The following is a 24,040-nucleotide window of genomic DNA, read 5'->3' on the forward strand; positions in this document are numbered from 1 at the left end:
GGCACGTCCGCCGGCGGCAAGAACAATGCCGGCGGCGTGAACAATGCCGGCGGCACGAACTGACGCAGGCCCCGCACCTCACATGTGAGGTGCGGGGCCTGCGTCAGTTAAGGGCGGGCGCGTTCTTTGTGCTACCAGGCCAGGGACTGCGCCCGGCGCCGGATTTCCGTTTTCCGCCCCTCGCGGAGGGCGTCGATCGGACGGCCGCGCAGGGATTCATCCGGCGTAAACAGCCAGGTAATGAGTTCCTCGTCGGAGTATCCGGCGTCCGCGAGGACCACAATCGTTCCCTTGAGGCTTTCCACGGCATGGCCGTCCTGAATGAAGTCCGCAGGAACGCAACGGATCCGGCGTTCACCGACCCTCAGTGCCGCCAGCGCGCGTTCGTCCAGGAGGGCATGAACCTTTGTAATCGAAACGTTCATAAGCTGTGCGACATCGGGCAGGGGCAGCCATTCGCCCACAAGGCTTTCTACATTACTCACGGATCAAGATTGCCATGCCGGCAGCCTCTGCGCCTAGTCGACGCCACCCGAATAAATGCCGGCGGCCCCGGATGTGGCTTCCGTCCGGGTCCCGGTTCCCGGACCGACACTCCACGAACACTTGTTTGCGGAATGTCAAAGAGTTCTTGTGCTAATTCCCAAATCATGAGAGATTCACATGGATCACATTTGTAACAGCTACAACTTGAGTCACACTGGTAACACCAGTATTGCCGGCCAGACCCGCAGCGTTCGCCGCTGAGAAGAGGACCTTTCCCATGACGACGTCACGTTCGCCAAAGCCCGCTACGCGGCCCAGCCTGCCGATGATTGCGGCCACGACGGCGGCCCTTCCCGCCGTCGTCCTTTCTTCACTGGCGCTCGCCCAGCCCGCTGCGGCCGAATCGCGTGCCCGCACCATCCCGGCTACCCTCGCCGCGGCCATGCAGGCACAGACCCAGGGACAGACCGCACGCTCCCTGGGTTCCGCGTTGATCCCTGCCACTTCCGTTCCGGCGGCCGTGCCGTCCGCCTTCCGGCCCGCCCAGGTTTCCGCTCCGGCGGAGTACACGATCACCCGCGGTGACACAATCAGTGGAATCGCCGGCAAGTTTGGCCTGGACACCTACGCTGTCCTGAAGTTGAACGGGCTAAGGGCCAACGCCATCATCTACCCCGGCCAGACAATCAAACTTGACGAATCGGCCACCGCGCCGCAGCCGGCGGCTCCGGCCGCCCCGGCCCCTGCCGCGCCTTCCGGCGGCAGTGCCTACACCGTGAAGTCCGGCGACACCCTCAGTGCCATCGCGGCCCGCCACGGAGTCAAGCTCTCCGAGGTCTTCGGCTGGAACGGGCTCAACCTGGGCTCCATTATCTACCCCGGCCAGCAGATCAAAATCGGCGGCGGCGCTGCGGCACCGGCCCCGTCGGCACCAGCCCCGGCAGCCCCCGCGCCGGCCGCGACCCCGGCTCCTGCCCCGGCCTCCGCCTCGGGTTCCTACACCATTAAGTCCGGCGACACCCTCTCCGGCATCGCCGCCAGGAACGGCGTCAAACTCGCCGACATCCTGTCCGCCAACCGCCTGACGATGTCCAGCATCATCTACCCCGGCCAGAAGCTGGCGCTCACGGGCGGGTCCATCGCACCGGCTGCCACCCCGCCCGCTGCCACTGTCACGCCGCTGGTCCCGAGCACCTTCCTCGGCTTCACGTATCCGGCCGCCGTCGTCAGCTCCGCCAACCAGAACAAGGCCCTGCTGAACGCCTCGCCGGTGCCCAGCCGCGAACAGATGAAGACCATCGTCGCGGACACCGCCCGCCGCATGGGCGTCGACCCGTCACTGGCCCTGGCCTTCGCGTTCCAGGAGTCCAGCTTCGACCACCGCTCGGTCTCCCCCGCGAACGCGATCGGCGCCATGCAGGTCATCCCCTCCTCGGGCGAGTGGGCTTCGGACCTCGTGGGCCGCCAGCTGAACCTGCTGGACCCGTACGACAACGCCACGGCCGGCGTCGCGATCATCCGCCAGCTGATCCGCACCAGCCCGGACCAGGACAGCGCCATCGCCGGTTACTACCAGGGCCAGTACTCGGTCAGCAAGTACGGCATGTACGAGGACACCAAGCGCTACGTGGAGTCCATCAAGGCGCACCAGAAGAACTTCGCCTAGCAGTCCAGGGCAACCACGGCTTCGGCGCCAGCCGCCCCGGTTAAGGCACGGCAACGTCCACGCCAAGCCACGGCGGATAACGATACGGGCCCGGATCGCATGTTGATTCGGGCCCGTTTCCGTGCAGCGATTAGGATCGTATAGTGCAGGAATACTCGTCGGACCCTCTCGTTGGCACCCTGGTGGATGGCCGGTACCTGATTCAGTCCAGGCTCGCCAGCGGCGGCATGTCCACTGTGTATGTGGCTACCGACCGCCGGCTGGAGCGGGACGTGGCCCTGAAGGTGCTGCACCCCCACATGACCGGAGACCCGCAGTTCCTCGACCGGCTGGGCCGAGAGGCCAAGGCCGCGGCCCGACTGTCGCACCCGCACGTCGTGGGGGTGCTGGACCAGGGCGAGGATGACCGGGTGGCCTACCTGGTGATGGAGTACATCAAGGGCCACACCCTGCGCGACGTTCTCAAGGAAAAGGGCGCACTTCCGCCGCGCCTGGCGCTGGCGCTGATCGATCCCGTCGTCGAAGGCCTGGGGGCTGCCCATGAGGCGGGCCTCATCCACCGGGACATCAAGCCCGAGAACGTGCTGATCGCCGACGACGGGCGGATCAAGCTCGGCGACTTCGGGCTGGCCCGCGCCATCTCAACGTCGACCAGTACCGGCGGGCTGATCGGCACCGTGGCGTACCTCTCCCCCGAACTCGTGCTGGGCCGGCAGGCCGATGCGCGCAGTGACATCTACTCGGTCGGGATCATGCTCTATGAGATGCTCACCGGCCGCCAGCCTTTCGACGGCGAGGTTCCCATCCAGGTCGCCTACCAGCACGTCAACTCCACCGTCGGTGCCCCCTCGCAGCTCGTGCCCGGTCTCGCCGCCGAAATCGACGAACTCGTGCAGTGGTGCACGGCCAACGACCCCGACAAACGCCCCGTCGACGGCTACGCCCTGCTCTCCGAGCTCCGCCACATCCGGCGGAACCTCAGCGACGCCGAACTCGATCTGCAGCCTCCTGCGGCGCGTCCGGCCCTGCCTGCCGTGCCGCCCCCGCCGGGTCCGCCGGCCCGGCGCCCGGGCTCACCGGATCCTCGCGGCGACGGCGCCACCGAGGTCATCGGCGGGCGGCAGCAGCCCACGGAGTTCATCGCCCGCGGCAGCAACCCGACCACGGTGATGTCGGCGGCGCCGCGGCACCCCGGCTACGGCCCGCTGTCCGCCCCCGACGAGGTGCCTTACCCGGATAACCATGACGGCCGCCGCGACACAGACGATTCGGCAGTTCCCGCCAGCAAGCGGGCGCAGCGCAAACACGACCGCGACGAGGACAAGGCGCGGCAGCGTGCCGCGGCCACGCCGGTCCGGAGCCTGCGCGAGGGGAACCCCCGGCGCCGGGGGCTGATCTGGGTACTGGTCCTGGTCATGGCGGCGCTGCTGGCCGGCGGGGCCGGCTGGTTCTTTGGCATGGGGCCGGGCTCCCCCGGCACGATTCCGCAGCTCGAGAACATGACGGTGGCGGAGGCCCAGCAGTTGCTCCGCACCGCGGGCTTCCAGTCCACCACCCAGGACGTGTTCCACGACGACGTCGCCCCCGGGCTGGTCGTCGGATCCGAACCCGCCGCCGGGGAAGTCATCCGGAAGTTCCAACCGGTGTCCCTCGCGGTCTCCAAAGGCCCGGAGCTGTTCCCCCTGCCGGAGCTGGTCGGGACGTCCCTCGACGAAGCCAAGACTGCCCTCAACGGTGCGGGCATGGCCCTCGGCCAGATCACTGAAACCTTTGACGAATCCGAGCCCGCCGGCGCCGTCATGGCGCAGGCACCGCCCAGCGGCAATCCGGTCCGGCACGGCACGCCGGTCGAGCTCACCGTGTCCAAGGGCCCGCAGCCCCTTCCGGTGCCGGACGTGCGGGGCCAGGAGCAGGGGGACGCGGTCAAGGCCATCGAGGCCGCCGGGCTGAAGGCTGTGATCTCGCCGGAAACCGTCTTTGACCGGACCGTGCCCAAGGGCTCCGTCGTGGCACAGGATCCGGCCTCCGGCAACCTCACCCGGGGCGGCGCGGTGACCCTTACCGTTTCCAAGGGGCCCAGGCTCGTCGACGTTCCGAGCTTCGTCGGCAAGCAGGTCGACGAGGCACGCAAGGCACTCGAGGCCCTGGGGTTTGAAGTCCAGGTGGAGGATATCCTGGGCGGGTTCTTTGGCACGGTCCGTTACCAGGACCCCGTGAACAAGAAGGTTCCGGAAGGCTCCGTGATCACCCTGACCGTGGTCTGACCCGGGCTGTCACCGCACCAGGCAGGATCATCGTCAGGCAGGCTCCGCGCCAGGCTGTCTCCGCGTCAATCAGGCTCCGCGTTAAAGCAGCTCCGCCCGGCTGAAACCAGCCGGGCGGAGCTTTCTGTTCTGGTGCTTGGACCGTTGCTTACCGCTTGGCCAGGGCCCCGGCGACCAGGAAGGCCATCTCAAGGGACTGCATGTGGTTCAGGCGCGGATCGCAGACCGATTCGTAGCGGTCCAGGAAGGACTCCTGGTCCACCGGATCGGCCCCGCCGAGGCATTCAGCCACGTCGTCGCCGGTCATTTCGACGTGCAGCCCGCCGGGGACCGTGCCAAGCGCATGGTGGACCTCGAAGAAGCCGCGCACCTCATCGATGACGTCGTCGAAGTTGCGCGTCTTGTAGCCGTTCGGCGAGGTGACCGTGTTGCCGTGCATCGGATCGGTGACCCAGAGGACCTGGGCGCCGGACGCGGTGACCCGCTCCACGATCGGGGGCAGCTTCTCCCGGATGTTGCCGGCGCCCATCCGGGTGATGAAGGTGAGGCGGCCAGGTTCGCGGTCCGGGTCCAGCTTGTCGATCAGGCGCAGCGCGTCATCGCCGCTGGTGCCCGGCCCCAGCTTCACACCAATCGGGTTGCGGACCCGCGAGAGGAAGTCGACGTGGGCATGGTCCAGTTCGCGGGTGCGCTCACCGATCCAGAGGAAGTGCGCGGAGGTGTCGTACGGGAAGCCCGTGCGGGAGTCGATGCGGGTCAGGGCGCGCTCGTAGTCGAGCAGCAGCGCTTCGTGGCTGGCGTAGAACTCCACGCGCTTGAGGGCCTCGAAGTCCGCGCCGCAGGAGGACATGAACTTGATGGCACGGTCGATATCCCGCGCCAGGGACTCGTAGCGTGCGTGGGCGGGGTTTTCGGTGAAGCCCTTGTTCCACTGGTGCACCAGCCTGAGGTCCGCGAAGCCGCCCTGGGTGAACGCTCGGATCAGGTTCAAGGTGGAGGCGGAGGTGTGGTACGCCTTCAGCATCCGGCTGGCGTCGTGCGCCCGGGATTCCGGCGTGAAGTCGTAGCCGTTGACGATGTCGCCGCGGTAGGCCGGCAGCGTGACGCCCTCACGGGTCTCATCGTTGGAGGACCGCGGCTTGGCGAACTGCCCGGCCATGCGGCCCATCTTGATGACCGGCATGGCGGCACCATAGGTGAGGACCACCGCCATCTGCAGGATGGTGCGGACGCGGGCGCTGATCTTGTCCGCCGTGGCGGCCTCGAAGGTTTCCGCGCAGTCGCCGCCCTGGAGCAGGAACGCCTTGCCCTGTGCCGCCGCGGCGAGGCGTTCGCGCAGGATATCCACTTCGCCCGCGAACACGAGGGGCGGAAGCACGGAGAGTTCCTTGACGGAGGCTTCGAAGACGGTTTTGTCCGACCAGTTCGGCTGCTGGGAGGCCGGCAGCTCCCGCCAGTGGTCCAGGCCGGGATAGTTGGCGGCACCGCTCTGGGCGGTGCTGGTCAGGGCAGAGCCCGCCAGGGGCGAGCCGCTCAGGGAACTGGTCAGGGGGGAGGCCGAAGGCGCAGATAGCTCAGTCACCCTCTAAGGATAGTTGCCTCCGTGGCGATCGTCGGACCCGGGCCGTCATTGACAGCGCCCGGCCCGTCACACGCTCCGGTCACACACTCTCCGGGGCAGCAGGTCCGGTGCCGGCGGTGCCGTCCCCGGGCACTTCGGTGGCTTTCCCGGCGAGCCGGAGCTTGACGACGGCGGCGTACTCGTCGGCGTATTCCTGGCCGGAGAGCCGCATGAGTTCGTACATGATCTCATCGGTCACGGACCGCTGGATCAGCCGGTCGTCCTCCATGCCGTAGTACCGGCTGAAGTCCAGCGGCTCGCCGAAGATCATCCCGATGCGCCGGATGTTGGGCATCCGTTTGCCGATCGGCTGGACCTTGTCCGTGCCGATCATCGCAACCGGGATCACCGGGACGCGGGCCTGCAGGGCCAGCCGCGCCACCCCCACTTTGCCGCGGTACAGCCGGGAGTCCGGGCTGCGGGTGCCCTCGGGGTAGATTCCCAGGAGCGAGCCGTTCTTCAGCACGTCCATGCCGGCATCGAGTGAGCGGGCGGACGCCGCGCCGCCGGAGCGATCCATCGGCAACTGGTTGGTCAGCCGGAAGAAGGCGGCCGTCAGCCTGCCCTTGACCCCCTTGCCGGTGAAGTACTCGGATTTCGCAAGGAACACCACGGGGCGGGGCACCATCAGCGGCATGAAGATGGAGTCGGAAAAGGAGAGATGGTTGGAAGCCAGAATGGCTGCGCCCTCGGCGGGGACGTTGTCCAGGCCCTTGACCCACGGCCTGAAAAGCGTCTTCAGGACGGGTCCGAGGACGAACGTCTTCATGAACCAATAAAACACGTGGCGGAACCTCTCCGAAAGGCGTCTGGCCGGCCCTCCATCGGACCCGGCCAGCACTTCAATGACACCCTACTCTAGTGAGTTTTGTCCGGAACAGTGACACGATGGGCACATGACCGGAAGCAGCACTCCCCTGGCGCCCGCAGCGTTCCGTTATCCCGGCCACGGCGCCAACGCAGGCATCGGCGTGGCCATCTGCCACGGCTTCACCGGGAGTCCCCTGAGCGTCCTGCCCTGGGCGGAGCATCTGGCCGGGCGGGGCTTCGCGGTGTCCGTCCCGCTGCTGCCGGGACACGGCACGGACTGGCGCGACCTGGCCAGGTACGGCTGGCAGGACTGGTACCGGGCCTTTGAGGCCGCCTATCTGGAGCTCTCCGCCAGGACCGGGCGCTGCTACGTGGCCGGGCTGTCGATGGGCGGAACCATTGCCCTGCGCACGGCGGCGCGCCACGACGTCACCGGGATCGCCGTCGTCAATCCGGGGCTGAGTTTCTATGACCGCAGGGTGCGCTACATCGGTCTGCTCAAACATGTCCAGCGCACCACCGTTCCGGTCCAGGAACCGCATCCGACGGCGTCCGCCACCAAGGACGGCGACTACACGCTCACTCCGCTGGAAGCCGTCCACCAGCTGAGCAGGCTCTTCAAGGAGGCGCGGCGGGACCTGCCGGCCGTCGACGCCCCGGCGCTCGTGTTCAAGTCCGCCACCGACATTGTGGTCCCGCCCTCCTCGATTCAACTGCTGCGGAAGGGACTGGGGTCGCGGGAGCTGGAAGTGGTCAGCCTGCCGGCCAGCGGGCACGTGGCCACGCTCGATGTCGACGCCCCGCTCATCTTTGAGCGGTCCGCCCGGTTCTTCCTGCACCATGCAGCCGCCGCTCCGCCGTCCGCGGCGGGGCCGGACCAGCCCGCCACCAGCACCCCGGAGACCCCATGAACATCCCCTTGGACCACGCACCGTTCAGCAGCCCGTTCACCGGAACCGGGCCCCGCACCGGCGTCGTCGTCTCGCATGGTTTCACCGGCAGCCCGCACGGCGTCCGGGACTGGGCCCGGTCGCTGGCCGACGCCGGCTACGCCGTGCGGATGCCGCTGCTGCCCGGACATGGCACCAGCTGGCAGGACCTGGCCCGGACCCGCTGGCAGGACTGGCACACGGCGCTGGACGCCGCCTACCTTGAGCTCGCCGGGGAATGTGAACAGGTCGTCGTTGCCGGGCTGTCGATGGGAGGGGCGCTGGCTCTGCGGATTGCGGCCACCCGGCCGGTCGCGGGGGCTGTGCTGGTGAACCCCGGCCTGGTCATTGACGATCCCCGGGCACCGCTGGCGGGCATCCTGAAATTCGTGCTCAAGAGCACCCCGGCAATTGCCAACGACATCCTCAAAGAGGGCATCGACGAGGGGGCCTACCCCCGGACACCCGTTGCCGCGGCGCACGAACTGAACAGGATGTTCAAGGACACCGTGCGGCTGCTCCCCCGGATCACCGCCCCGGTGCGGGTGTACCGCTCCGCGGTGGACCATGTGGTCTCCGACTCGAGCATTGTGGCCCTCCGCCGGGGACTGACCCACGCGCCGCTGGAGGTGATCCGGCTGGAAAACAGCTACCACGTGGCTACCATGGACAACGACGCGCCCGAGATCTTCCGCGGCACGGCCGAATTTATCCGTTCGCTGGGTGCGGGAGGCGGCCCGGACGCCGCCCACGCTAGCCAAAAGGACACGGCAGATGACTAGACCGGACCCAAACTCCGCGGATTCCAGCGCCAACCAGGACGACGCCGTCTGGCTGGACCTGGTCGCGAGGCTGGAAGGCAGGGACACGGCGGCGGCCGCCCGCCCCGTGACACCGGAAAATCCGGAAGCCCGGGACGGCCTTGCAGGCCCGGACGCCCGGGAAGGCCACGGTGCCGCGGCCCGCGCGGAGGACCCCGAGGTACCGGACGCACCCGCCTCGGACGCTGCGCCCGCCGCGGACACCGCCGGCTCCGCCCCGCGGCCTTTCAGCGATTTCGACCCGCTGGGGCTTTCCAACGGGGTGCCGATGGAGCTTTCCGCCGAGGAGCGGCAGGCGCAGCTCCACGCGGACGGCGGCCCCCTGGCCGGCGCCGCCGCCGATCGCCCCGGGGCTGCCTCCGGGCCGCGGGACTACGAGGGCGCGGAGGACGACCCGCTGGGCCCGGGCGAGTTCGTGCCGGAGGAACCGCCCAGCCTCGCCGGAACCGACCCGCTGACGATGCTGGCCTGGCTGGGGGCCGTAGGCGGCCCCGTGGCACTCCTGATCGCCGCGATGTTCTGGCGCTCCGCCCCGCTGATGGCCATCCTGGGAATGGTGGCAGCCTTCGCGGCGTCGGTGGTCTTCCTGATCATGAAGCTGCCGGGCGAAAAGGACGAACACGACGACGGCGCACGCATCTAGCTGAGCTCGTACGCCCGATCCGGGCGTGCGCCTCCGGCCGTGGCCGGCTAGCTGTGCATGCGGCTGCTGACCCGGGACAGGTCCGCGGCACCGATCAGGCCCGCATTCGGGCCCAGGGCCGCGAGCTCGATGTCCGCCGCGGGCCGGAACCCGCGGCCGGTCAGGTTCCGGGCGAAGGCCGTCCGGGCCGGGCCAACCAGCAGTTCGCCGGCGTCGCAGAGTCCGCCGCCAATCACAAACTTGCCCGGATCCAGCGCGGCGGCGAGGTTGGCGAGGCCCAAACCCAGCCACTCCCCGACCTCCTCCAGCAGCTCCCGGGAAGTCTGGTCACCGGCCTTGGCCAGTTCGGTGACAATCACGCCGGTGATGCGCTCCGCGTGGCCGTCCACCGCTTTGAGCAGCTCCTGGGCCACCGGGGAATTGGCGGCGGCGAGTTCCCTGGCTTCCCGGCCGAGTGCATTGCCGGACGCGTACTGCTCCCAGCAGCCCCGGTTGCCGCACTCGCAGCGGTGGCCGCCGGGCATGATGATCTGGTGGCCGAACTCACCAGCCACGCCGAAGCGCCCCCGTTCCAGCCGGCCGTCCATCACCATGGCACCGCCGATCCCGGTGCCGAGGGTGATGCAGACCAGGCGGTTCTGGCCTTGCCCGGCCCCGAAACGCCACTCCGCCCAGCCGGCCGCATCGGCGTCGTTGGTCAGCAGCACGGGACGACGGAGCAGCCGCTGCAGGTTGTCCCGGAGGGGCTCGTTGCGCCACGCAAGATGGGGGCTGAACAGCACGGTCCCGCCGTCGAGGTCCATCCAACCGGCCGCACCGATCCCGACCGACCAGATCCGGTGGCCTTCGCCCAGTTCCTCCACCAGCTCCACGATCACCTGTTCCACCGCACGGGGGTCGTTGCCGGGAGTGGACCGCTTGGCCTGGGCGAGGATCCTGCCCTCCGCATCGACCACACCGGCCGCCACCTTGGTGCCGCCAATGTCCACGCCGATGGCGAGGCCTTTCCGGCCCAGCCGCAGGTGCTCACGGAAGCCCTGGCCGGCCGGTCCGGCGGCTGCGCCCGCGAGCGTCCTGCGCCGCCAGGCGGCCGTCCTGCGGTACGGGCCGGGCTGCTGCCCGGATGTAGGTGTGTGCATGGTTCCTTATCCTATTCGGCGGAACGGCCGGGCAGAGGCCGCATCACCGCGGCGGCCGCAACGAGGGGGTCACCAAACCGTAAGGTTACTCGCCAGTAGGTGTGGTGGAACACACATGCCTTCGACCGCATACTAGTGTTAGTCGTACCCCTCGCGGGTCCATGGATATCAAAGGAGCTAACGTGCGAGAAATCAGTGTCCCGCCCCTGGTCACAGTCCCCCCGGAAATGAACGTCACCGACCTGGTCCTCCGCCAGGCCGCGAAGGCGTCCAACCCGGCCTTGTTCTCCCGCCTGGACACGGCCGGACAATGGCAGGACATCCGGGCCACCGATTTCCTGGCGGATGTCTCGGTGCTCGCCAAAGGCCTGATGGCCAGCGGCGTGGGCGCGGGCGACCGTGTCGGCATCATGTCCCGCACCCGGTACGAGTGGGCCCTCATCGACTTCGCCATATGGTTCGCCGGTGCCGTCTCCGTGCCGATCTATGAGACCTCATCCCCTTCCCAGGTCGCCTGGAACCTCGGCGATTCCGGCGCCGTCGCCGCATTCGGCGAATCCGCCCACCATGAGAATGTCATCCGGCAGGCCGCCACCTCCGAAGGACTCACCGCGCTGGCCCACGTCTGGCAGCTCGAAGGAACCGGCCTGGACGAGGTCCGCGCCGCCGGCGCGGCGGTCAGCGATGAGGAACTGGAGGCGCGGCGCGCCTTGGCCTCCCTCGGCGACCTCGCCACCATCATCTACACCTCGGGGACCACCGGCCGGCCCAAGGGCTGCGAGCTGACCCACGGCAACTTCGTGGAACTCTCCGAAAACGCGCTTGCCACCTCGCTGAACAAGATCGTCCACGAGCACGCCCGGACCATCATGTTCCTGCCCCTGGCCCACGTGTTCGCACGCTTTATCTCGGTGCTCGCGGTCGCCGCCGGCGTCACAGTGGCGCACACACCGGACATCAAGAACCTCCTGCCGGACCTGCAGAGCTACAAGCCGACCTTCATCCTCGCGGTGCCGCGGGTCTTCGAGAAGGTCTACAACTCGGCGCTGACCAAGGCAGAGGACGGCGGCAAGGGCGCCATCTTCCACCGCGCGGCGGACACCGCCATCGAGTTCTCCCGCGCCCGCCAGGCCGGCAAGATCGGCCTGGGCCTCAAGCTCAAGCACACCCTCTTCGACAAGCTCGTCTACAGCAAGCTCCGCGCGGCCATGGGCGGCGAGGTGGCCCACGCCGTCTCCGGCGGCGGCCCGCTGGGCGAGCGGCTGGGCCACTTCTTCCAGGGCATCGGCATGCAGATCCTGGAAGGCTACGGGCTCACCGAGACCACGGCGCCCGTCACCGTGAACACACCGGATCGGATCATGATCGGCACCGTCGGGGCCCCGATTCCAGGCAATGCCGTGAAGATCGCCGACGACGGCGAGATCCTCGCCAAGGGCGTGTGCGTCATGCGCGGGTACTACAAGCGTGAGGACCTTTCCGCCGAGTCCTTCGTCGATGGCTGGTTCCGGACCGGCGACATCGGACAACTCGATGAGCAGGGCTTCCTGACCATCACCGGGCGCAAAAAGGAAATCATCGTCACGGCCAGCGGCAAGAACGTCGTGCCGGCCCTTCTGGAGGACCAGATCCGTGCCGACGCGCTGGTCTCCCAGGTGCTGGTGGTCGGTGACAACCGCCCTTTCATCGGCGCGCTGGTCACCCTCGACGAGGAGGCCCTGCCCGGCTGGCTGCACCGCCACGGGCTGCCCGCCTCCACGACCCTTGCCGAGGCCACCGACAACCCGGTGGTCAAGGCAGCGGTGCAGGAACTCATCAACGGTGCCAACCAGTCGGTGTCCCAGGCCGAGGCCATCAAGTCATTCCGGATCGTGCCGGCCGACTTCACCGAGGCCTCCGGGCACCTCACGCCCTCGATGAAGGTCAAGCGGGCCCAGGTGATGAAGGACTTCGAGAACGTCATCGAGGAAATGTACGGCGCCCCGCGCCCCGACCAGGTCTAAGCGGCGCGCCAAAGCAACGCAGCGCCAGATACCGCCCCAAAACAACGCGGGGTCAGATACCGCCCGTCAGCGGCTGGCTGATGGGCCGGGTCTGACCCCGCGTTGCTTTGAGTTTGTTTATGAAGAAGGGTCCTTCCAGCCTCTCGGCCGGAAGGACCCTTCTTCATTGTTGTGCGGTTGTGTTGTGCGGTGGTGCGTGGCCGCTATTCGACGACGAGCAGCAGGTCTCCGCCCTGGACCTGTTCGATCGCGCCCACGGCGAGTCGCGAGACCTTGCCGGCGACCGGCGTCGTAATGGACGCTTCCATCTTCATGGCCTCGATCGTGGCGACGGTGTCGCCGGCCTTGACCTCGTCGCCGGACTTGACGGTCAGGGTGACGGCGCCGGCGAACGGTGCGGCCACCTGGCCGGGCTGGGAGGTGTCGGCGCGTTCGGCGGCCTTGACGTTGCTGACTACGGAACGGTCGCGGACCACCACCGGGCGGGACTGTCCGTTGAGCGTGCACATCACGGTGCGCATGCCCTTCTCGTCCGGTTCGGAAACCGCTTCGAGCGAGGCGATCAGGCGGACGCCCTTCTCCAGCTCGATCTCGTGCTCTGCGCCGCGCTGCAGCCCAAAGAGGTAGTCGCGGGTGTCCAGCACCGATAGGTTGCCGTAGGACTCCACACTCTTCTGGTAGTCCTTGGTGGGACCGGCGAAGAGCAGCCGGTTCAGGGTCTGCTGCACGGTCTTGGAATCGGACTTCAGGGCGGCGCTGTCCTCGGCGCTGAGCTCCACGTCGCGGACCTTGACGGTACGGCCCTGCATCGCCTTGGTGCGGAACGGTTCCGGCCAGCCGCCGGGAGGATCGCCCAGTTCACCGGAGAGGAAGCCGATCACGGAATCCGGGATGTCGTACTTCTGCGGGTTCTCGTTGAAGTCCGCCGGGTCGGCGTTGAGTCCCACGAGGTGCAGGGCCAGGTCGCCGACGACCTTGGAGGAGGGTGTGACCTTCACCAGCCGGCCGAGGATCCGGTCCGCCGCGGTGTACATGTCCTCGATGGCCTCGAACCGCTCCCCCAGGCCCAGCGCGATTGCCTGCTGGCGCAGGTTGGAGAGCTGGCCGCCGGGGATCTCGTGCTGGTAGACCCGGCCGGTGGGGCCGGGAAGGCCGGATTCGAACGGTGCGTAGACGCGGCGGACGGCCTCCCAGTACGGTTCCAGCGCGCACACGTTCGCCAGACTCAGCCCGGTGTCCCGCGGCGTGTGGGCCAGGGCTGCCACCAGCGCGGATGCCGAGGGCTGGCTGGTGGTGCCCGCGAGCGAGGCGGAGGCCACGTCCACGGCGTCCACTCCGGCGTCGACCGCTGCCAGCAGCGTGGCCAGCTGGCCGCCGGCGGTGTCGTGCGTGTGCAGGTGGACCGGCAGGTCGAAGCGTTCGCGCAGGGCACTCACGAGACGGGCAGCGGCGGCGGGACGCAGGAGACCCGCCATGTCCTTGATCGCCAGGATGTGCGCGCCGGCGTCGACGATCTTCTGGGCCAACTCCAGGTAGTAGTCCAGGGTGTAGAGCGTCTCGTCCGGGTCCAACATGTCAGCGGTGTAGCAGAGGGCAACCTCCGCGACGGCCGTCCCGGTGTCGCGGACGGCGCGGATGGCCGGGGCCATCTGGTTGACATCGTTGAGCGCGTCGAAGATGCGGAAGATGTCGACGCCGGTCGCGGCGGCCTCGTTGACAAAGGCCACCGTCACCTCTTCCGGGTACGGGGTGTAGCCGACCGTGTTGCGGCCGCGGAGGAGCATCTGCAGACAGACGTTCGGCAGCGTCTTGCGCAGCGCCGCGAGCCGGTCCCAGGGATCCTCGCCGAGGAAGCGCAGCGCGACGTCGTAGGTGGCGCCGCCCCAGGCCTCGACGGAGAGCAGTTCAGGGAGGAGCTTGGAAACGGCCGGGCCGGCTGCCACGAGGTCGCGGGTGCGGACCCGGGTGGCGAGCAGGGACTGGTGGGCGTCGCGGAACGTGGTGTCCGTGACGGCGACGGCGTTCTGCGCGCGCAGGGCCTTCGCGAAGCCTTCCGGGCCCAGCTCCAGCAGCCGCTGGCGGGAGCCCTGCGCGGCGGCGGCGTCGTCCAGCGCCGGGAGCTTGGCGGCGGGATCGCTGTGGACCGTGAGCTCGCCGTTGGGCTTGTTCACCGTGACCTCCGCGAGCCAGGTCAGCAGCTTCGTGCCGCGGTCCGCGGAGACCCGGGCCTTGAGCAGTTCCGGGCGTTCGTCAATGAAGGAGGTGGCCACGTTGCCGGCGATGAAGTCGGCGTCGTCCAGGACAGCCTGCAGGAATGAGATGTTGGTGGAGACGCCGCGGATGCGGAACTCGGCGAGGGCCCGGCGGGCCCGGGCCACAGCGGCCGGGTAATCACGGCCGCGGCAGGTCAGCTTGACCAGCATCGAGTCGAAGTGCGGGCTGATCTCGGCACCGGAGTAGACGGTGCCGCCGTCGAGCCGGACGCCGGCACCTCCGGCCGACCGGTAGCCGGTGATCTTGCCGACGTCGGGCCGGAAGCCGTTGGCCGGATCCTCCGTGGTGATGCGGCACTGCAGGGCGGCGCCTCTGAGTTTGACGGTCTCCTGGGAAAGGCCCAGGTCCGCGAGGGTCTCGCCGGCGGCGATGCGCAGCTGTGCCTGGACGAGGTCGACGTCGGTGACTTCCTCGGTGACGGTGTGCTCGACCTGGATCCGCGGGTTCATTTCGATGAAGACGTGCTGGCCGGCCCGCTCCCCCACGGTGTCGACGAGGAATTCCACGGTGCCAGCGTTGACGTAGTTCAGCGCCTTGGCGAACTTCACGGCGTCGCGGTAAAGCGCCTGCCGGATCCCTTCGTCGAGGTTCGGCGCCGGGGCGATCTCAATGACCTTCTGGTGGCGGCGCTGGATGGAGCAGTCGCGCTCGAAGAGGTGCATGACGTTGCCCTCCGCATCGGCCAGGATCTGGACCTCGATGTGGCGGGGGCGCAGCACGGCCTGCTCCAGGAACATGGTCGGGTCGCCGAACGCCGCGTCGGCTTCGCGCATGGCTGCCTGCAGTGCTTCGGGCAGGGCGTCGCGGGATTCGACGCGGCGCATGCCGCGCCCTCCGCCGCCTGCGACGGCCTTGGCGAAGATGGGGAAGCCGATCTCGTCGGCGGCAGCGATGAGTTCGTCCAGGTCCTTGGAGGGCTGGCTGGACTTCAGGACCGGGACGCCGGCCTTGCGGGCCGCCTCGAGGGCGGCGACCTTGTTGCCGGCGAGTTCGAGGACCTCGGCGGGCGGCCCCACGAAGGTGATGCCGGCCGCGGCCGCGGCGCGGGCCAGGCGCGGGTTTTCGGACAGGAAGCCGTAGCCGGGATAGATGGCGTCGGCCCCGGATTCCCTGGCCACGCGCACCACTTCGTCGACGTCGAGGTAGGCCCGGACAGGGTGGCCCTCCTCACCGATCAGATAGGCCTCATCGGCCTTCTGGCGGTGGATGGAGTTGCGGTCCTCGTTCGGGAAGACGGCTACAGTTTTGGCACCGAGTTCGTAGCCGGCGCGGAAGGCACGGATCGCGATTTCGCCGCGGTTGGCCACCAGAATCTTCGAAAACATACTTCTCCTGCATCATCGCGGGTGTATCGGTAATTGGTCACAGTGTCTAGGACCTGCACGGACAAACACAAATCATTGTGTCGACCGTCACAGCGGCGCGCGTCACGTATGCCGGATTAGGCAAAACGCCAGGCAAATACATCAAGCGGGTACATCCCAACGAGGGTCGGATCCCGGCCCCGGTTGAAGCTTATCCATCATCTGCCGCCCCGGCACCAGATGAGGCTGGCTTAGGCGGGGCGGCAACATATGATGGGGAGGTGGGTGGCGCATGCTCGCCCCGGCTCCGGAGAACGCAGGAGCCGGCAGGACCCCGTCCCGGCAACCGGCGTTAGGTATTGGTTTTTCAAGTGCAAGTAGTCAGCATCAGCAGCCTCAAAGGCGGTGTCGGCAAGACATCGGTGACCACCGGATTGGCGTCCGCGGCATTGGCCGCCGGCATCCCCACCCTCGTCGTCGACCTTGATCCGCACGCGGATGCGAGTACGGCCCTCGGAGTCCGGCCGGGAGACCAGCTGGACATCGGCCGGATGCTCAAGGCTCCCCGGCGGGCCCGCCTGTCCGAAAACGTTGTCCCTAGCGGCTGGGTGGAGCGCGCTGCCGCCCAAGGCGCGGCGCGGGCAGGCTCATCGCCGGGCGTTCTGGATGTGGCCGTCGGCTCCGCCTACACCGGCATTTACGACCGGCCGGACCTCGGACGCCGCGACCTGCGCCGGCTTTCCGCGGTGCTGGCCGGCGCGGAGAAGTACGAGCTGGTCCTCGTGGACTGCCCGCCGTCCCTGAACGGGCTCACCCGGATGGCCTGGTACGCCAGCGACAAGGTCACTCTTGTGGCCGAACCCGGGCTCTTCTCGGTGGCGGGAACGGAACGCACCATGCGCGCCATCCAGCTGTTCCGGCAGGAATTCGCTCCGAACCTCTCTCCGGCCGGCATCGTCGCGAACCGGGTACGCAGCGGATCCGCCGAGCACACCTTCCGGCTCGCCGAGATGGAATCCATGTTCGGCCGGCTACTGCTGTCACCGCACATCCCGGAGCAGGCCAACTGGCAGCAGATCCAGGGCGCTGCGCACTCCATCCACCACTGGCCCGGTGAGTCGGCCAAGCACGCAGCCGCCCTGTTCGACGCCCTGCTGGCCAACCTGCTGGCCGCGGACAGCCGGCCGGCAGCCGCCCGGGTCCGGGACCGCGTGAACCGCTAGCCTCACCCCCGGAACCCCCAAAGCAAAAGCAACGCGGGGTCACTTTGCGCCCGTCCGTCATTCCCGGATGGGCGCAAAGTGACCCCGCGTTGCCTTTTGGGGTGTGTTGGTGGGGCCGGTGCCTAGCCGATCTTTCGGGTGGCCCGGCGCTTGCTGAGTTCGTCGTCCGGGAAGGACTGGACGCCGGCGTGTTCGCTGGGAAGCGCCGCGAGGCTGCCTTCCACTTCCCGCCAGACCCGGCCGACGGCGATGCCGAAGACGCCCTGTCCGCCCTGGACGAGGTCGATGACCTCGTCGGCCGAGGTGCACTCGTACACGCTGGCGCCGTCGCTCATCAGGGTGATCTGGGCAAGATCCTCGACGCCGCGCTCCCGGAGGTGCTCGACGGCGGTGCGGATCTGCTGCAGGGAAACGCCGGTATCAAGGAGCCGCTTGACGACCTTGAGGACCAGGATGTCGCGGAAACCGTAGAGCCGCTGCGAACCGGAACCTGCGGCGCCGCGGACGGCGGGCTCGACCAGTCCGGTGCGTGCCCAGTAGTCCAACTGGCGGTAGGTGATGCCCGCTGCCTTGCAGGCCGTCGGGCCGCGGTAACCCGCGTCCTCGTCCAGAACAGGGAGATCCTCGGTGAACAGCAGACCCTGGGCACCGCTGGCCGGCACGGCTACACCGGCCGTCGAGGGCTGGTTAAGCTCGCCTGCTTCGCCTTTCGGACTCACGTGGATCCTCCTTGTCATGGCTCCCCTGCGGACATTTGCAGTAACAACCGGTTATCCCTAGCGAAAAGAAACCACGGATGGATAAAATTCATCCGTGTCATTGTGCCGGGGCTGCACCTTCCAGTGTGACCTGAGCGGCTGTTGCGTGCAATGGGAACTTGTACTTCTGACGTTAGGCCTGCCGGGGCCCAAGGTCAAAGACGTTCGGGGTATTGCAGGGCGTGTCGAAACTTTCATCCTCGACTTTAACCTTAACGTGATGTCAGCCCGTTCAACCGGCGAAGTCTTCAGGCTCGACGTCGTCGAGGAACTCGCGGAAACGGCGCAGCTCCCCTTCCTCGTCGACGGCGGGACCCGGGTGGGTGTCTTCGCCCTCGTCGTGTTCGGTGATCCGCACGCCAGCCTCCTCCATCACGGCGTCGGCGCACCAGATCCGGCACTTCGCGCGGAGGGCCAGCGCGAGAGCGTCGGAGGCCCGGGAACTGACCGTGGTCCCGTTCTCGAACTGCAACTGCCCGTAGAAGACGTTGTCCTCCACGGCCACGATGTTGACGCTGACGATTGTGTGGCCGAGGGTTTCGACGACGTCGATGAGCAGGTCGTGGGTCATGGGGCGCGGCGGCACGACCCCCTGCTGGGCCAGGGCGATCGCACTGGCCTCGGGGGTGCCGATCCAGATCGGCACATGCCGCTCCCCGTGGATCTCCTTGAGCAGGACGAGCGGCTGGTTGGACGGAAGCTCTATCCGAACGCCTACAATTTCCACCTCAATCATCAGATGTCCATCCTCGAGATGCGGTCTTGGACCAGGGCGCGGTGCAGTGTCAGGCACAGCTCGCTGATCTCCCGGGCGGCTTCGGCGGCACGCGCCTGGGAAGCGGCATCCTTGCGGGAGGTCAGGGTGGCCACCGCGCGCTCCACCAGACCGAACTCGCGTTCGGCGGCGGCCTGGAACGGCCGCAGGTGCCGTGGTTCCAGGCCGTGGCTCTCCAGCTGGACGCAGGCGCGTGCGACCTGGAGGGCGTGCTCGTCGAATTTGCCGTTGACATGGCCGATCAGGCCGTAGCTCAGGAGCGATTCGACCAGCGGCACGCTGGCGCCGGATTCGGTCCGGAGCTGTTCCTCGCTGAGCCGGCGGACCCGGTTGTGGAGCTCGGAGGCGAGTTCCTCGGAGACAATCCGCGGCGAGACCGTCACGCCGGGAGGCAGGTTGTCCGGACGTTCGCCGCGGTCGATCGCGTCGAGGTAGTCCTTGATGACCTTCAACGGCAGGTACTGGTCGCGCTGGAGGGCGAGCACGAAACGCAGCCGCTCGACGTCGTTCTCGCCGTACTGCCGGTACCCGGCGGGGGTCCGCTGGGGGTTGATCAGTCCCTTTTCCTCAAGGAACCGGATTTTTGACGCGGTCATATTGGGGAAGTCGTCGCTTAGCTGAGCCAGGACTTCCCCGATGTTCAGAACCTGGGGTCCGCGCCGTTCCGCTTGTGCCATGGCCACAGGCAGCTACCCCGGAATCAGACGTGGCCTGCTGCGCGGGCAGGGCTCAGGTAGAAGGTGAGGCGGAACTTCCCGATCTGCACTTCGTTGCCGGACTTCAGCTCGACGCTGTCGACGCGGTCGTGGTTCACGTACGTGCCGTTCAGGCTTCCGGTGTCCACCACTTCGAAGCTGCGCGCCGTACGGCGGAACTCGACGTGCCGGCGCGAGACCGTGACGTCGTCGAGGAAGATGTCGGCGTCCGGGTGGCGGCCCGCCGTCGTGACGTCCGAGTCCAGCAGGAAGCGCGCGCCCATGTTCGGGCCGCTGTGCGCGACCAGCAGGGCCGAGCCGTACGGCAGCGCCTCCGCGGCGGTCCGCTCCTCGGCCGAGAGCTTCGGGGTGATCGTGGGTTCATCGCGGACCGGCGTGAGGTTGATCGACGTGGTCTCCGAAGACTTCACTCCACCCGTGCCAAAACCGTCACCGGTGTTGTTGCGTTCGTGCCCAAACATTGATTCCTCCATTCGCTGCAGGTGTCCCCCCTGCAAACAACGCATGCCGTCCGGAAGTGCCTGGCAAATCCGGGATTCAACCCTTCGGCGGGGCGTCGTTTGGCTGGTTTCCCAGCGCTGGAAACAACGACCCGGACCGAAAGGCCTTTAGCTTTAGCCTACCTGCTGTTCGTACTCCGATGCACTGAGGAGCGACTCGATCGCGTCGGCTTCAGCCGGCTTGATTTCCATCAGCCAGCCCTCGCCGTAGGGATCCGAATTGATCAGGGCGGAATCGGTGTCCAGTGCCTCGTTGCGGGACACCACCTCACCGGACACCGGGGCGTAGATGTCGCTGACGCTTTTGGTGGACTCGACCTCGCCGATCACGTCGTTTGCCTTGATCGTCGTGCCGACCTCCGGCATCTGGGCATAGACGACGTCCCCAAGGGCGTCCTGGGCAAAATCAGTGATGCCCACGCGCACGACGCCGTCGGCGTTCGGGGCGGAAACCCATTCGTGTTCTGCGGTGTAGGACAGCTCTTCGGGAATGATGCTCATGACGGGCCTTTCGTCGGGTCAATCACCAATATCGGCGGCGGGCATGTGAACGGCCCGCCGCTGAAAGTATAGGCATATCCGGTCGGGCCCGGGGAGGACTCTGGCATGATGGGGCGATGACGGAAATTCCCGGTAACGGCTAGGCAAATGCCCGAGCTTCCGGAGGTGGCTGCCCTGGCGGACTTCCTGGCCGCGCGTCTGCTCGGCGCTGCCGTCACGAAGATCCAGATCGTCTCCTTCGCGGTGCTCAAAACGGCGGATCCCCCCATCTCCGGGCTGGAGGGCCGGACTGTGACCGGGGTGCGCCGCTTTGGCAAGTTCGTCAGCCTGGAGGCCGACGGGCTGTATTTTGTCTTCCACCTGGCGCGGGCCGGCTGGGTCCGCTTCACCGACGCCCCCACGGGCACGCCCCTGAAAATGGGAAAGGGGCACATCGCGGTGCGGCTGTCATTTTCCGGCCCCTCCGGCCCCGTGGATCTTGACCTGACCGAGGCCGGCACCAAGAAGAGCCTGGCGGTTTACGTCGTCCGGGATCCCTCCGACGTACCCGGGATTGCCGCGCTGGGCCCGGATCCGTTCAGCGCCGGGTTCGACGTCGATGCCCTGGCCGGGATCCTGGCTTCCAGTTCGCAGCAGATCAAGGGAGTCCTGCGGAGCCAGAGCGTCATCGCCGGCATCGGCAACGCCTACAGCGACGAGATCCTGCACGCGGCCCGGATGTCGCCGTTCGCCCTTGCCCGGTCCCTGGACCGGGAGTCGGTCCAGCGGCTCTACGGCGCGATCCACGGCGTCCTGGGGACCGCGCTGCTGGACGCCAGCGGCAAACCGCCCCGTGAACTCAAGGACACCAAACGCAGCCACCTGAGGGTCCACGGGCGGGCCGGCGAGGCGTGCCCGGTGTGCGGGGACACGGTCCGCGAGGTCTCCTTCGCGGACACGGGCCTGCAGTACTGTCCCGGCTGCCAGACGCAGGGAAAAATCCTGGCCGACCGCCGGACGTCACGCTTCCTGAAGTAGCCGGCGGGCCGGCCGGTAAGTGGGGCCGGCGCGTCAGGGGCCGGGCCGGCAGCACCCGGACAACAGAAAACCCCGCCACTCCCTGGTCGGGAATGGCGGGGTAATTTCTGTTGGTCGGGCTGACAGGATTTGAACCTGCGACCCCTTGACCCCCAGTCAAGTGCGCTACCAAGCTGCGCTACAGCCCGCTGGTTCCGCCGTTCTCCGCTCCCGATGTCATTCTCTTCTCAAAGAATTCCATCTGAGCAGTCCGGCCGAACCACCTCCAAAAGCTTACACGATTCCGGAGGGTGCCCGTGACACTTTCAGCATGCCACGGGAACTTTCTTCCCTCCGCGGGCGCGCGGAATCAGCGCTTCTTGCCGCGCTTTTCCCGCACACGCATGTTGACCTCGATCGGCGTGCCCTCGAATCCGAAGGTTTCCCGGAGCCGGCGGGTGATGAAGCGGCGGTAGCCCGGGTCCAGGAAGCCCGTGGTAAAGAGCACGAACTTCGGCGGACGGCTGGAGGCCTGCGTGCCGAAGAGGATTCGGGGCTGCTTGCCGCCGCGGACCGGGTGCGGGTGCGCCGCGACCAGCTCGCCGAGGAAGGCGTTGAGCCGCCCGGTGGGAATGCGCTTGTCCCAGCTTTCCAGGGCGGTGTCCAGGGCCGGGACCAGCCGGTCCTTGTGCCACCCGGTCAGCGCCGAGATGTTGACCCGCGGCGCCCAGGCCACGTGGGCCAGGTCCTGCTCGATTTCGCGCTCCAGGTAGATGCGGCGTTCGTCGTCCAGCAGGTCCCACTTGTTGAACGCGAGCACCAGGGCCCGGCCGGATTCGATGGCCAGCTGCAGGATGCGGACATCCTGCTCGCTGAGAACCTCGTCCACTGCGAGGAGCACGACGGCGACCTCCGCCTTTTCGAGGGCGCTCTGCGTGCGCAGCGAGGCGTAGAAGTCGGCGCCCTGCGCCATGTGCTGGCGGCGGCGGATACCGGCGGTGTCCACGAAACGCCAGGTGCGGTCGCCGAGTTCGATGAACTCATCGACCGGGTCACGCGTGGTGCCGGCGGTGTTGTCCACCACAACGCGCTCGGAACCGGCCAGCTTGTTCAGCAGCGAGGACTTGCCCACGTTCGGACGCCCGATGAGGGCGATGCGGCGCGGGCCGCCGGAGCGCTCCAGGCCTTCGATCGTGGAGTACTCCGGAAGAGTGTCCATGACATGGTCCAGCAGGTCGGCGACGCCGCGGCCGTGCAGCGCCGAGACCGGGTAGGGCTCGCCGAAGCCGAGGCCCCAGAGCCTGGCCGAGTCGGCTTCCTGCGCGAAGTCGTCCACCTTGTTGGCCACCATGATGACCGGTTTCTTGGACTTGCGGAGCATCTTCACGACGGCTTCGTCCGTGGCGGTCGCGCCCACGGCGGAGTCGACGACGAACAGCACGGCGTCGGCGAGTTCCACAGCCATCTCGGCCTGTTCGGCAACGCGGGCGTGGATGCCGCGGGCATCGTGCTCCCAGCCGCCGGTGTCGACGACCGTGAAGTTCCGGCCGTTCCAGGTGGCCGAGTACATCACGCGGTCGCGCGTGACGCCCGGGGTGTCTTCCACCACGGCTTCGCGGCGGCCGAGGATCCGGTTCACCAGCGTGGACTTGCCGACGTTGGGCCGGCCGATGATGGCCAGGACCGGATCAAGCTTGACCGGGCCGTCGAATTCCTCATCGTCGTACTCGCCGCTCAGGAGGGCGGCGTCGTCTTCGTCCAGATCGTAGTCATCCAGGCCGGCCCGGAGGGAGGCCGCGCGGACCTCGGCTTCCGCATCGTCCAGGGCGGCCAGATTCTCGGCCACCTGGTCCGTGCCGGTGGGCGTGTATTCGTCTTCGCCGGCGCCAAATTGGCCGGAGGTTTGAGTCGTATCGCTCATTGCACTTTCCTTATGGGGTGATCTGCCGGCGTCCCGGCTACTGCTTCATGACGTTCTTGCGGGGAATCCGCGTCGGGCAAGGGCTGCCCTGTTCTTTGGATCGAGTCCTGGACATGGCGAGCCAGCGCGGCGCGGATCTCGGTTCCGGCCCTGTCCATTGAAACACGCCCGGTCTCGCCGGGCCTGCGGCTGACATTGAGGGCTCCGCCGAAGCTGACGTGCAGCCTGCGGCGCAGCCGGGGCACGGCGTCGAGGTGTTCGACGCCGGTCCGGGTCCCGAGGATGGCCACGGGCACCACGGTCGCTCCGGAGTTCAGCGCGAGCCAGGCCACCCCCTTGTTGATGGCGGAGGCTTCACCGCTCCCCCGCGTGCCTTCGGGAAGAATGCCGACGCACCGTCCGGCGTCGAGCACGCCCTTGGCCGCGAGCAGGGCCGCCCGGTCGCCCGAGCGGTCCACCGCCAGCTGGCCGGAGGCCCGCAGCACGCGGCCGAGGAGGCCGGTGAACATTTCCTGCTTGACCAGGATATGCATGGCGCGCGGTGACGCCCCGAACATCACCGGTCCGTCCAGGAAACTGATGTGGTTGCCGGCGAAGATCACCGGACCCGTCGCCGGCACGTTGGACCGCCCGGTGACCGACGTCCGGTAGAGGACGTGGTTCAGGGTCCAGCCCACGGGCCGGCTCCAG

The 24,040-nt window shown here is 67.8% G+C and carries 20 protein-coding genes and 1 tRNA gene; 8 read left to right on the forward strand and 13 right to left on the reverse strand.

Annotated features, from left to right (window positions below):
- Window positions 1–131: 131 nt before the first annotated feature.
- Window positions 132–485, reverse strand: coding sequence for an Rv2175c family DNA-binding protein (locus QK291_RS15845; RefSeq protein ID WP_282383627.1), 354 nt, complete (start codon window positions 483–485; stop codon window positions 132–134).
- 278 nt (window positions 486–763) lie between these two features.
- On the opposite strand from QK291_RS15845, the gene QK291_RS15850 reads away from it, so the two are divergent.
- Together QK291_RS15850 and QK291_RS15855 are read left to right on the forward strand one after the other, a co-directional pair.
- Window positions 764–2,152 (forward strand): LysM peptidoglycan-binding domain-containing protein, encoded by a 1,389-nt coding sequence (locus tag QK291_RS15850; protein WP_282383628.1) that lies wholly within the window; start codon window positions 764–766, stop codon window positions 2,150–2,152.
- 140 nt (window positions 2,153–2,292) lie between these two features.
- Window positions 2,293–4,416: a PASTA domain-containing protein gene (locus QK291_RS15855; protein WP_282383676.1), complete on the forward strand. Its 2,124-nt coding sequence runs from the start codon at window positions 2,293–2,295 to the stop codon at window positions 4,414–4,416.
- A 148-nt stretch (window positions 4,417–4,564) separates the two neighbouring features.
- Here QK291_RS15855 and QK291_RS15860 read toward each other — a convergent pair whose 3' ends face one another.
- Window positions 4,565–5,938, reverse strand: coding sequence for a 3-deoxy-7-phosphoheptulonate synthase class II (locus QK291_RS15860; RefSeq protein WP_282383678.1), 1,374 nt, complete (start codon window positions 5,936–5,938; stop codon window positions 4,565–4,567).
- Between the two features lie 139 nt (window positions 5,939–6,077).
- Window positions 6,078–6,821: a lysophospholipid acyltransferase family protein gene (locus QK291_RS15865; protein WP_282383629.1), complete on the reverse strand. Its 744-nt coding sequence runs from the start codon at window positions 6,819–6,821 to the stop codon at window positions 6,078–6,080.
- A gap of 112 nt (window positions 6,822–6,933) precedes the next feature.
- On the opposite strand from QK291_RS15865, the gene QK291_RS15870 reads away from it, so the two are divergent.
- From QK291_RS15870 to QK291_RS15880, 3 genes are read left to right on the forward strand one after another with little or no spacing between them, the layout of a single operon-like run.
- A complete protein-coding gene (locus QK291_RS15870; protein WP_282383630.1) occupies window positions 6,934–7,758 on the forward strand; it encodes an alpha/beta fold hydrolase in 825 nt (274 codons plus the stop codon).
- Window positions 7,755–8,558 (forward strand): alpha/beta fold hydrolase, encoded by an 804-nt coding sequence (locus tag QK291_RS15875; protein WP_282383631.1) that lies wholly within the window; start codon window positions 7,755–7,757, stop codon window positions 8,556–8,558. Before QK291_RS15870 ends, QK291_RS15875 begins: the two co-directional genes overlap by 4 nt.
- Window positions 8,551–9,240 (forward strand): hypothetical protein, encoded by a 690-nt coding sequence (locus QK291_RS15880; RefSeq protein WP_282383632.1) that lies wholly within the window; start codon window positions 8,551–8,553, stop codon window positions 9,238–9,240. Before QK291_RS15875 ends, QK291_RS15880 begins: the two co-directional genes overlap by 8 nt.
- Window positions 9,241–9,287: 47 nt before the next feature.
- On the opposite strand, the gene QK291_RS15885 is transcribed toward QK291_RS15880, so the two are convergent.
- Window positions 9,288–10,379, reverse strand: a complete 1,092-nt coding sequence (locus tag QK291_RS15885) for an ROK family glucokinase (protein ID WP_282383633.1) — start codon at window positions 10,377–10,379, stop codon at window positions 9,288–9,290.
- 182 nt (window positions 10,380–10,561) lie between these two features.
- Between QK291_RS15885 and QK291_RS15890 the strand changes: the two genes are divergently transcribed.
- Window positions 10,562–12,382 carry an AMP-dependent synthetase/ligase gene (locus QK291_RS15890; protein WP_282383634.1) on the forward strand — a complete coding sequence of 607 codons (1,821 nt, stop codon included), beginning with the start codon at window positions 10,562–10,564 and terminating at the stop codon, window positions 12,380–12,382.
- A gap of 203 nt (window positions 12,383–12,585) precedes the next feature.
- Here the strand turns inward: QK291_RS15890 and QK291_RS15895 are convergent, their stop codons facing one another.
- Entirely contained in the window at window positions 12,586–15,981 is a 3,396-nt protein-coding gene (locus tag QK291_RS15895; protein WP_282383635.1) for a pyruvate carboxylase, read from the reverse strand.
- A gap of 350 nt (window positions 15,982–16,331) precedes the next feature.
- On the opposite strand from QK291_RS15895, the gene QK291_RS15900 reads away from it, so the two are divergent.
- Window positions 16,332–17,183: a ParA family protein gene (locus tag QK291_RS15900; protein ID WP_282383636.1), complete on the forward strand. Its 852-nt coding sequence runs from the start codon at window positions 16,332–16,334 to the stop codon at window positions 17,181–17,183.
- Between the two features lie 122 nt (window positions 17,184–17,305).
- On the opposite strand, the gene QK291_RS15905 is transcribed toward QK291_RS15900, so the two are convergent.
- The 5 genes from QK291_RS15905 to gcvH all read right to left on the reverse strand — a co-directional run bounded on the left by QK291_RS15905 (window position 17,306) and on the right by gcvH (window position 20,433).
- Window positions 17,306–17,902, reverse strand: coding sequence for a MerR family transcriptional regulator (locus QK291_RS15905; protein WP_282383637.1), 597 nt, complete (start codon window positions 17,900–17,902; stop codon window positions 17,306–17,308).
- Window positions 17,903–18,173: 271 nt separating this feature from the next.
- The gene (locus QK291_RS15910; RefSeq protein ID WP_282383638.1) at window positions 18,174–18,677 is read right to left on the reverse strand and encodes a bifunctional nuclease family protein; all 504 of its coding nucleotides are present in this window, start codon (window positions 18,675–18,677) and stop codon (window positions 18,174–18,176) included.
- Window positions 18,677–19,393 (reverse strand): MerR family transcriptional regulator, encoded by a 717-nt coding sequence (locus QK291_RS15915; protein WP_282383639.1) that lies wholly within the window; start codon window positions 19,391–19,393, stop codon window positions 18,677–18,679. The genes QK291_RS15910 and QK291_RS15915 overlap by 1 nt, the downstream gene beginning before the upstream one ends.
- Window positions 19,394–19,416: 23 nt before the next feature.
- On the reverse strand, window positions 19,417–19,893 hold the full coding sequence (locus QK291_RS15920) for an FHA domain-containing protein (protein WP_282383640.1): 477 nt from the start codon (window positions 19,891–19,893) through the stop codon (window positions 19,417–19,419).
- Between the two features lie 153 nt (window positions 19,894–20,046).
- A complete protein-coding gene (gene gcvH, locus QK291_RS15925; protein ID WP_282383641.1) occupies window positions 20,047–20,433 on the reverse strand; it encodes a glycine cleavage system protein GcvH in 387 nt (128 codons plus the stop codon).
- Window positions 20,434–20,580: 147 nt separating this feature from the next.
- Between gcvH and QK291_RS15930 the strand changes: the two genes are divergently transcribed.
- Complete coding sequence (locus QK291_RS15930; RefSeq protein WP_282383642.1) at window positions 20,581–21,450, forward strand: DNA-formamidopyrimidine glycosylase family protein; 870 nt, start codon at window positions 20,581–20,583, stop codon at window positions 21,448–21,450.
- Window positions 21,451–21,561: 111 nt separating this feature from the next.
- On the opposite strand, the gene QK291_RS15935 is transcribed toward QK291_RS15930, so the two are convergent.
- The 3 genes from QK291_RS15935 to QK291_RS15945 form a co-directional block, all read right to left on the reverse strand.
- Window positions 21,562–21,638, reverse strand: a tRNA-Pro gene (locus QK291_RS15935).
- Between the two features lie 161 nt (window positions 21,639–21,799).
- Window positions 21,800–23,350 carry a ribosome biogenesis GTPase Der gene (gene der / locus QK291_RS15940; RefSeq protein ID WP_282383643.1) on the reverse strand — a complete coding sequence of 517 codons (1,551 nt, stop codon included), beginning with the start codon at window positions 23,348–23,350 and terminating at the stop codon, window positions 21,800–21,802.
- Window positions 23,347–24,027, reverse strand: a complete 681-nt coding sequence (locus QK291_RS15945) for a lysophospholipid acyltransferase family protein (RefSeq protein ID WP_282383679.1) — start codon at window positions 24,025–24,027, stop codon at window positions 23,347–23,349. The genes der and QK291_RS15945 overlap by 4 nt, the downstream gene beginning before the upstream one ends.
- Window positions 24,028–24,040: the final 13 nt, after the last annotated feature.

The organism is Arthrobacter sp. AL12 (assembly GCF_029960645.1).
Lineage (GTDB): Bacteria > Actinomycetota > Actinomycetes > Actinomycetales > Micrococcaceae > Arthrobacter.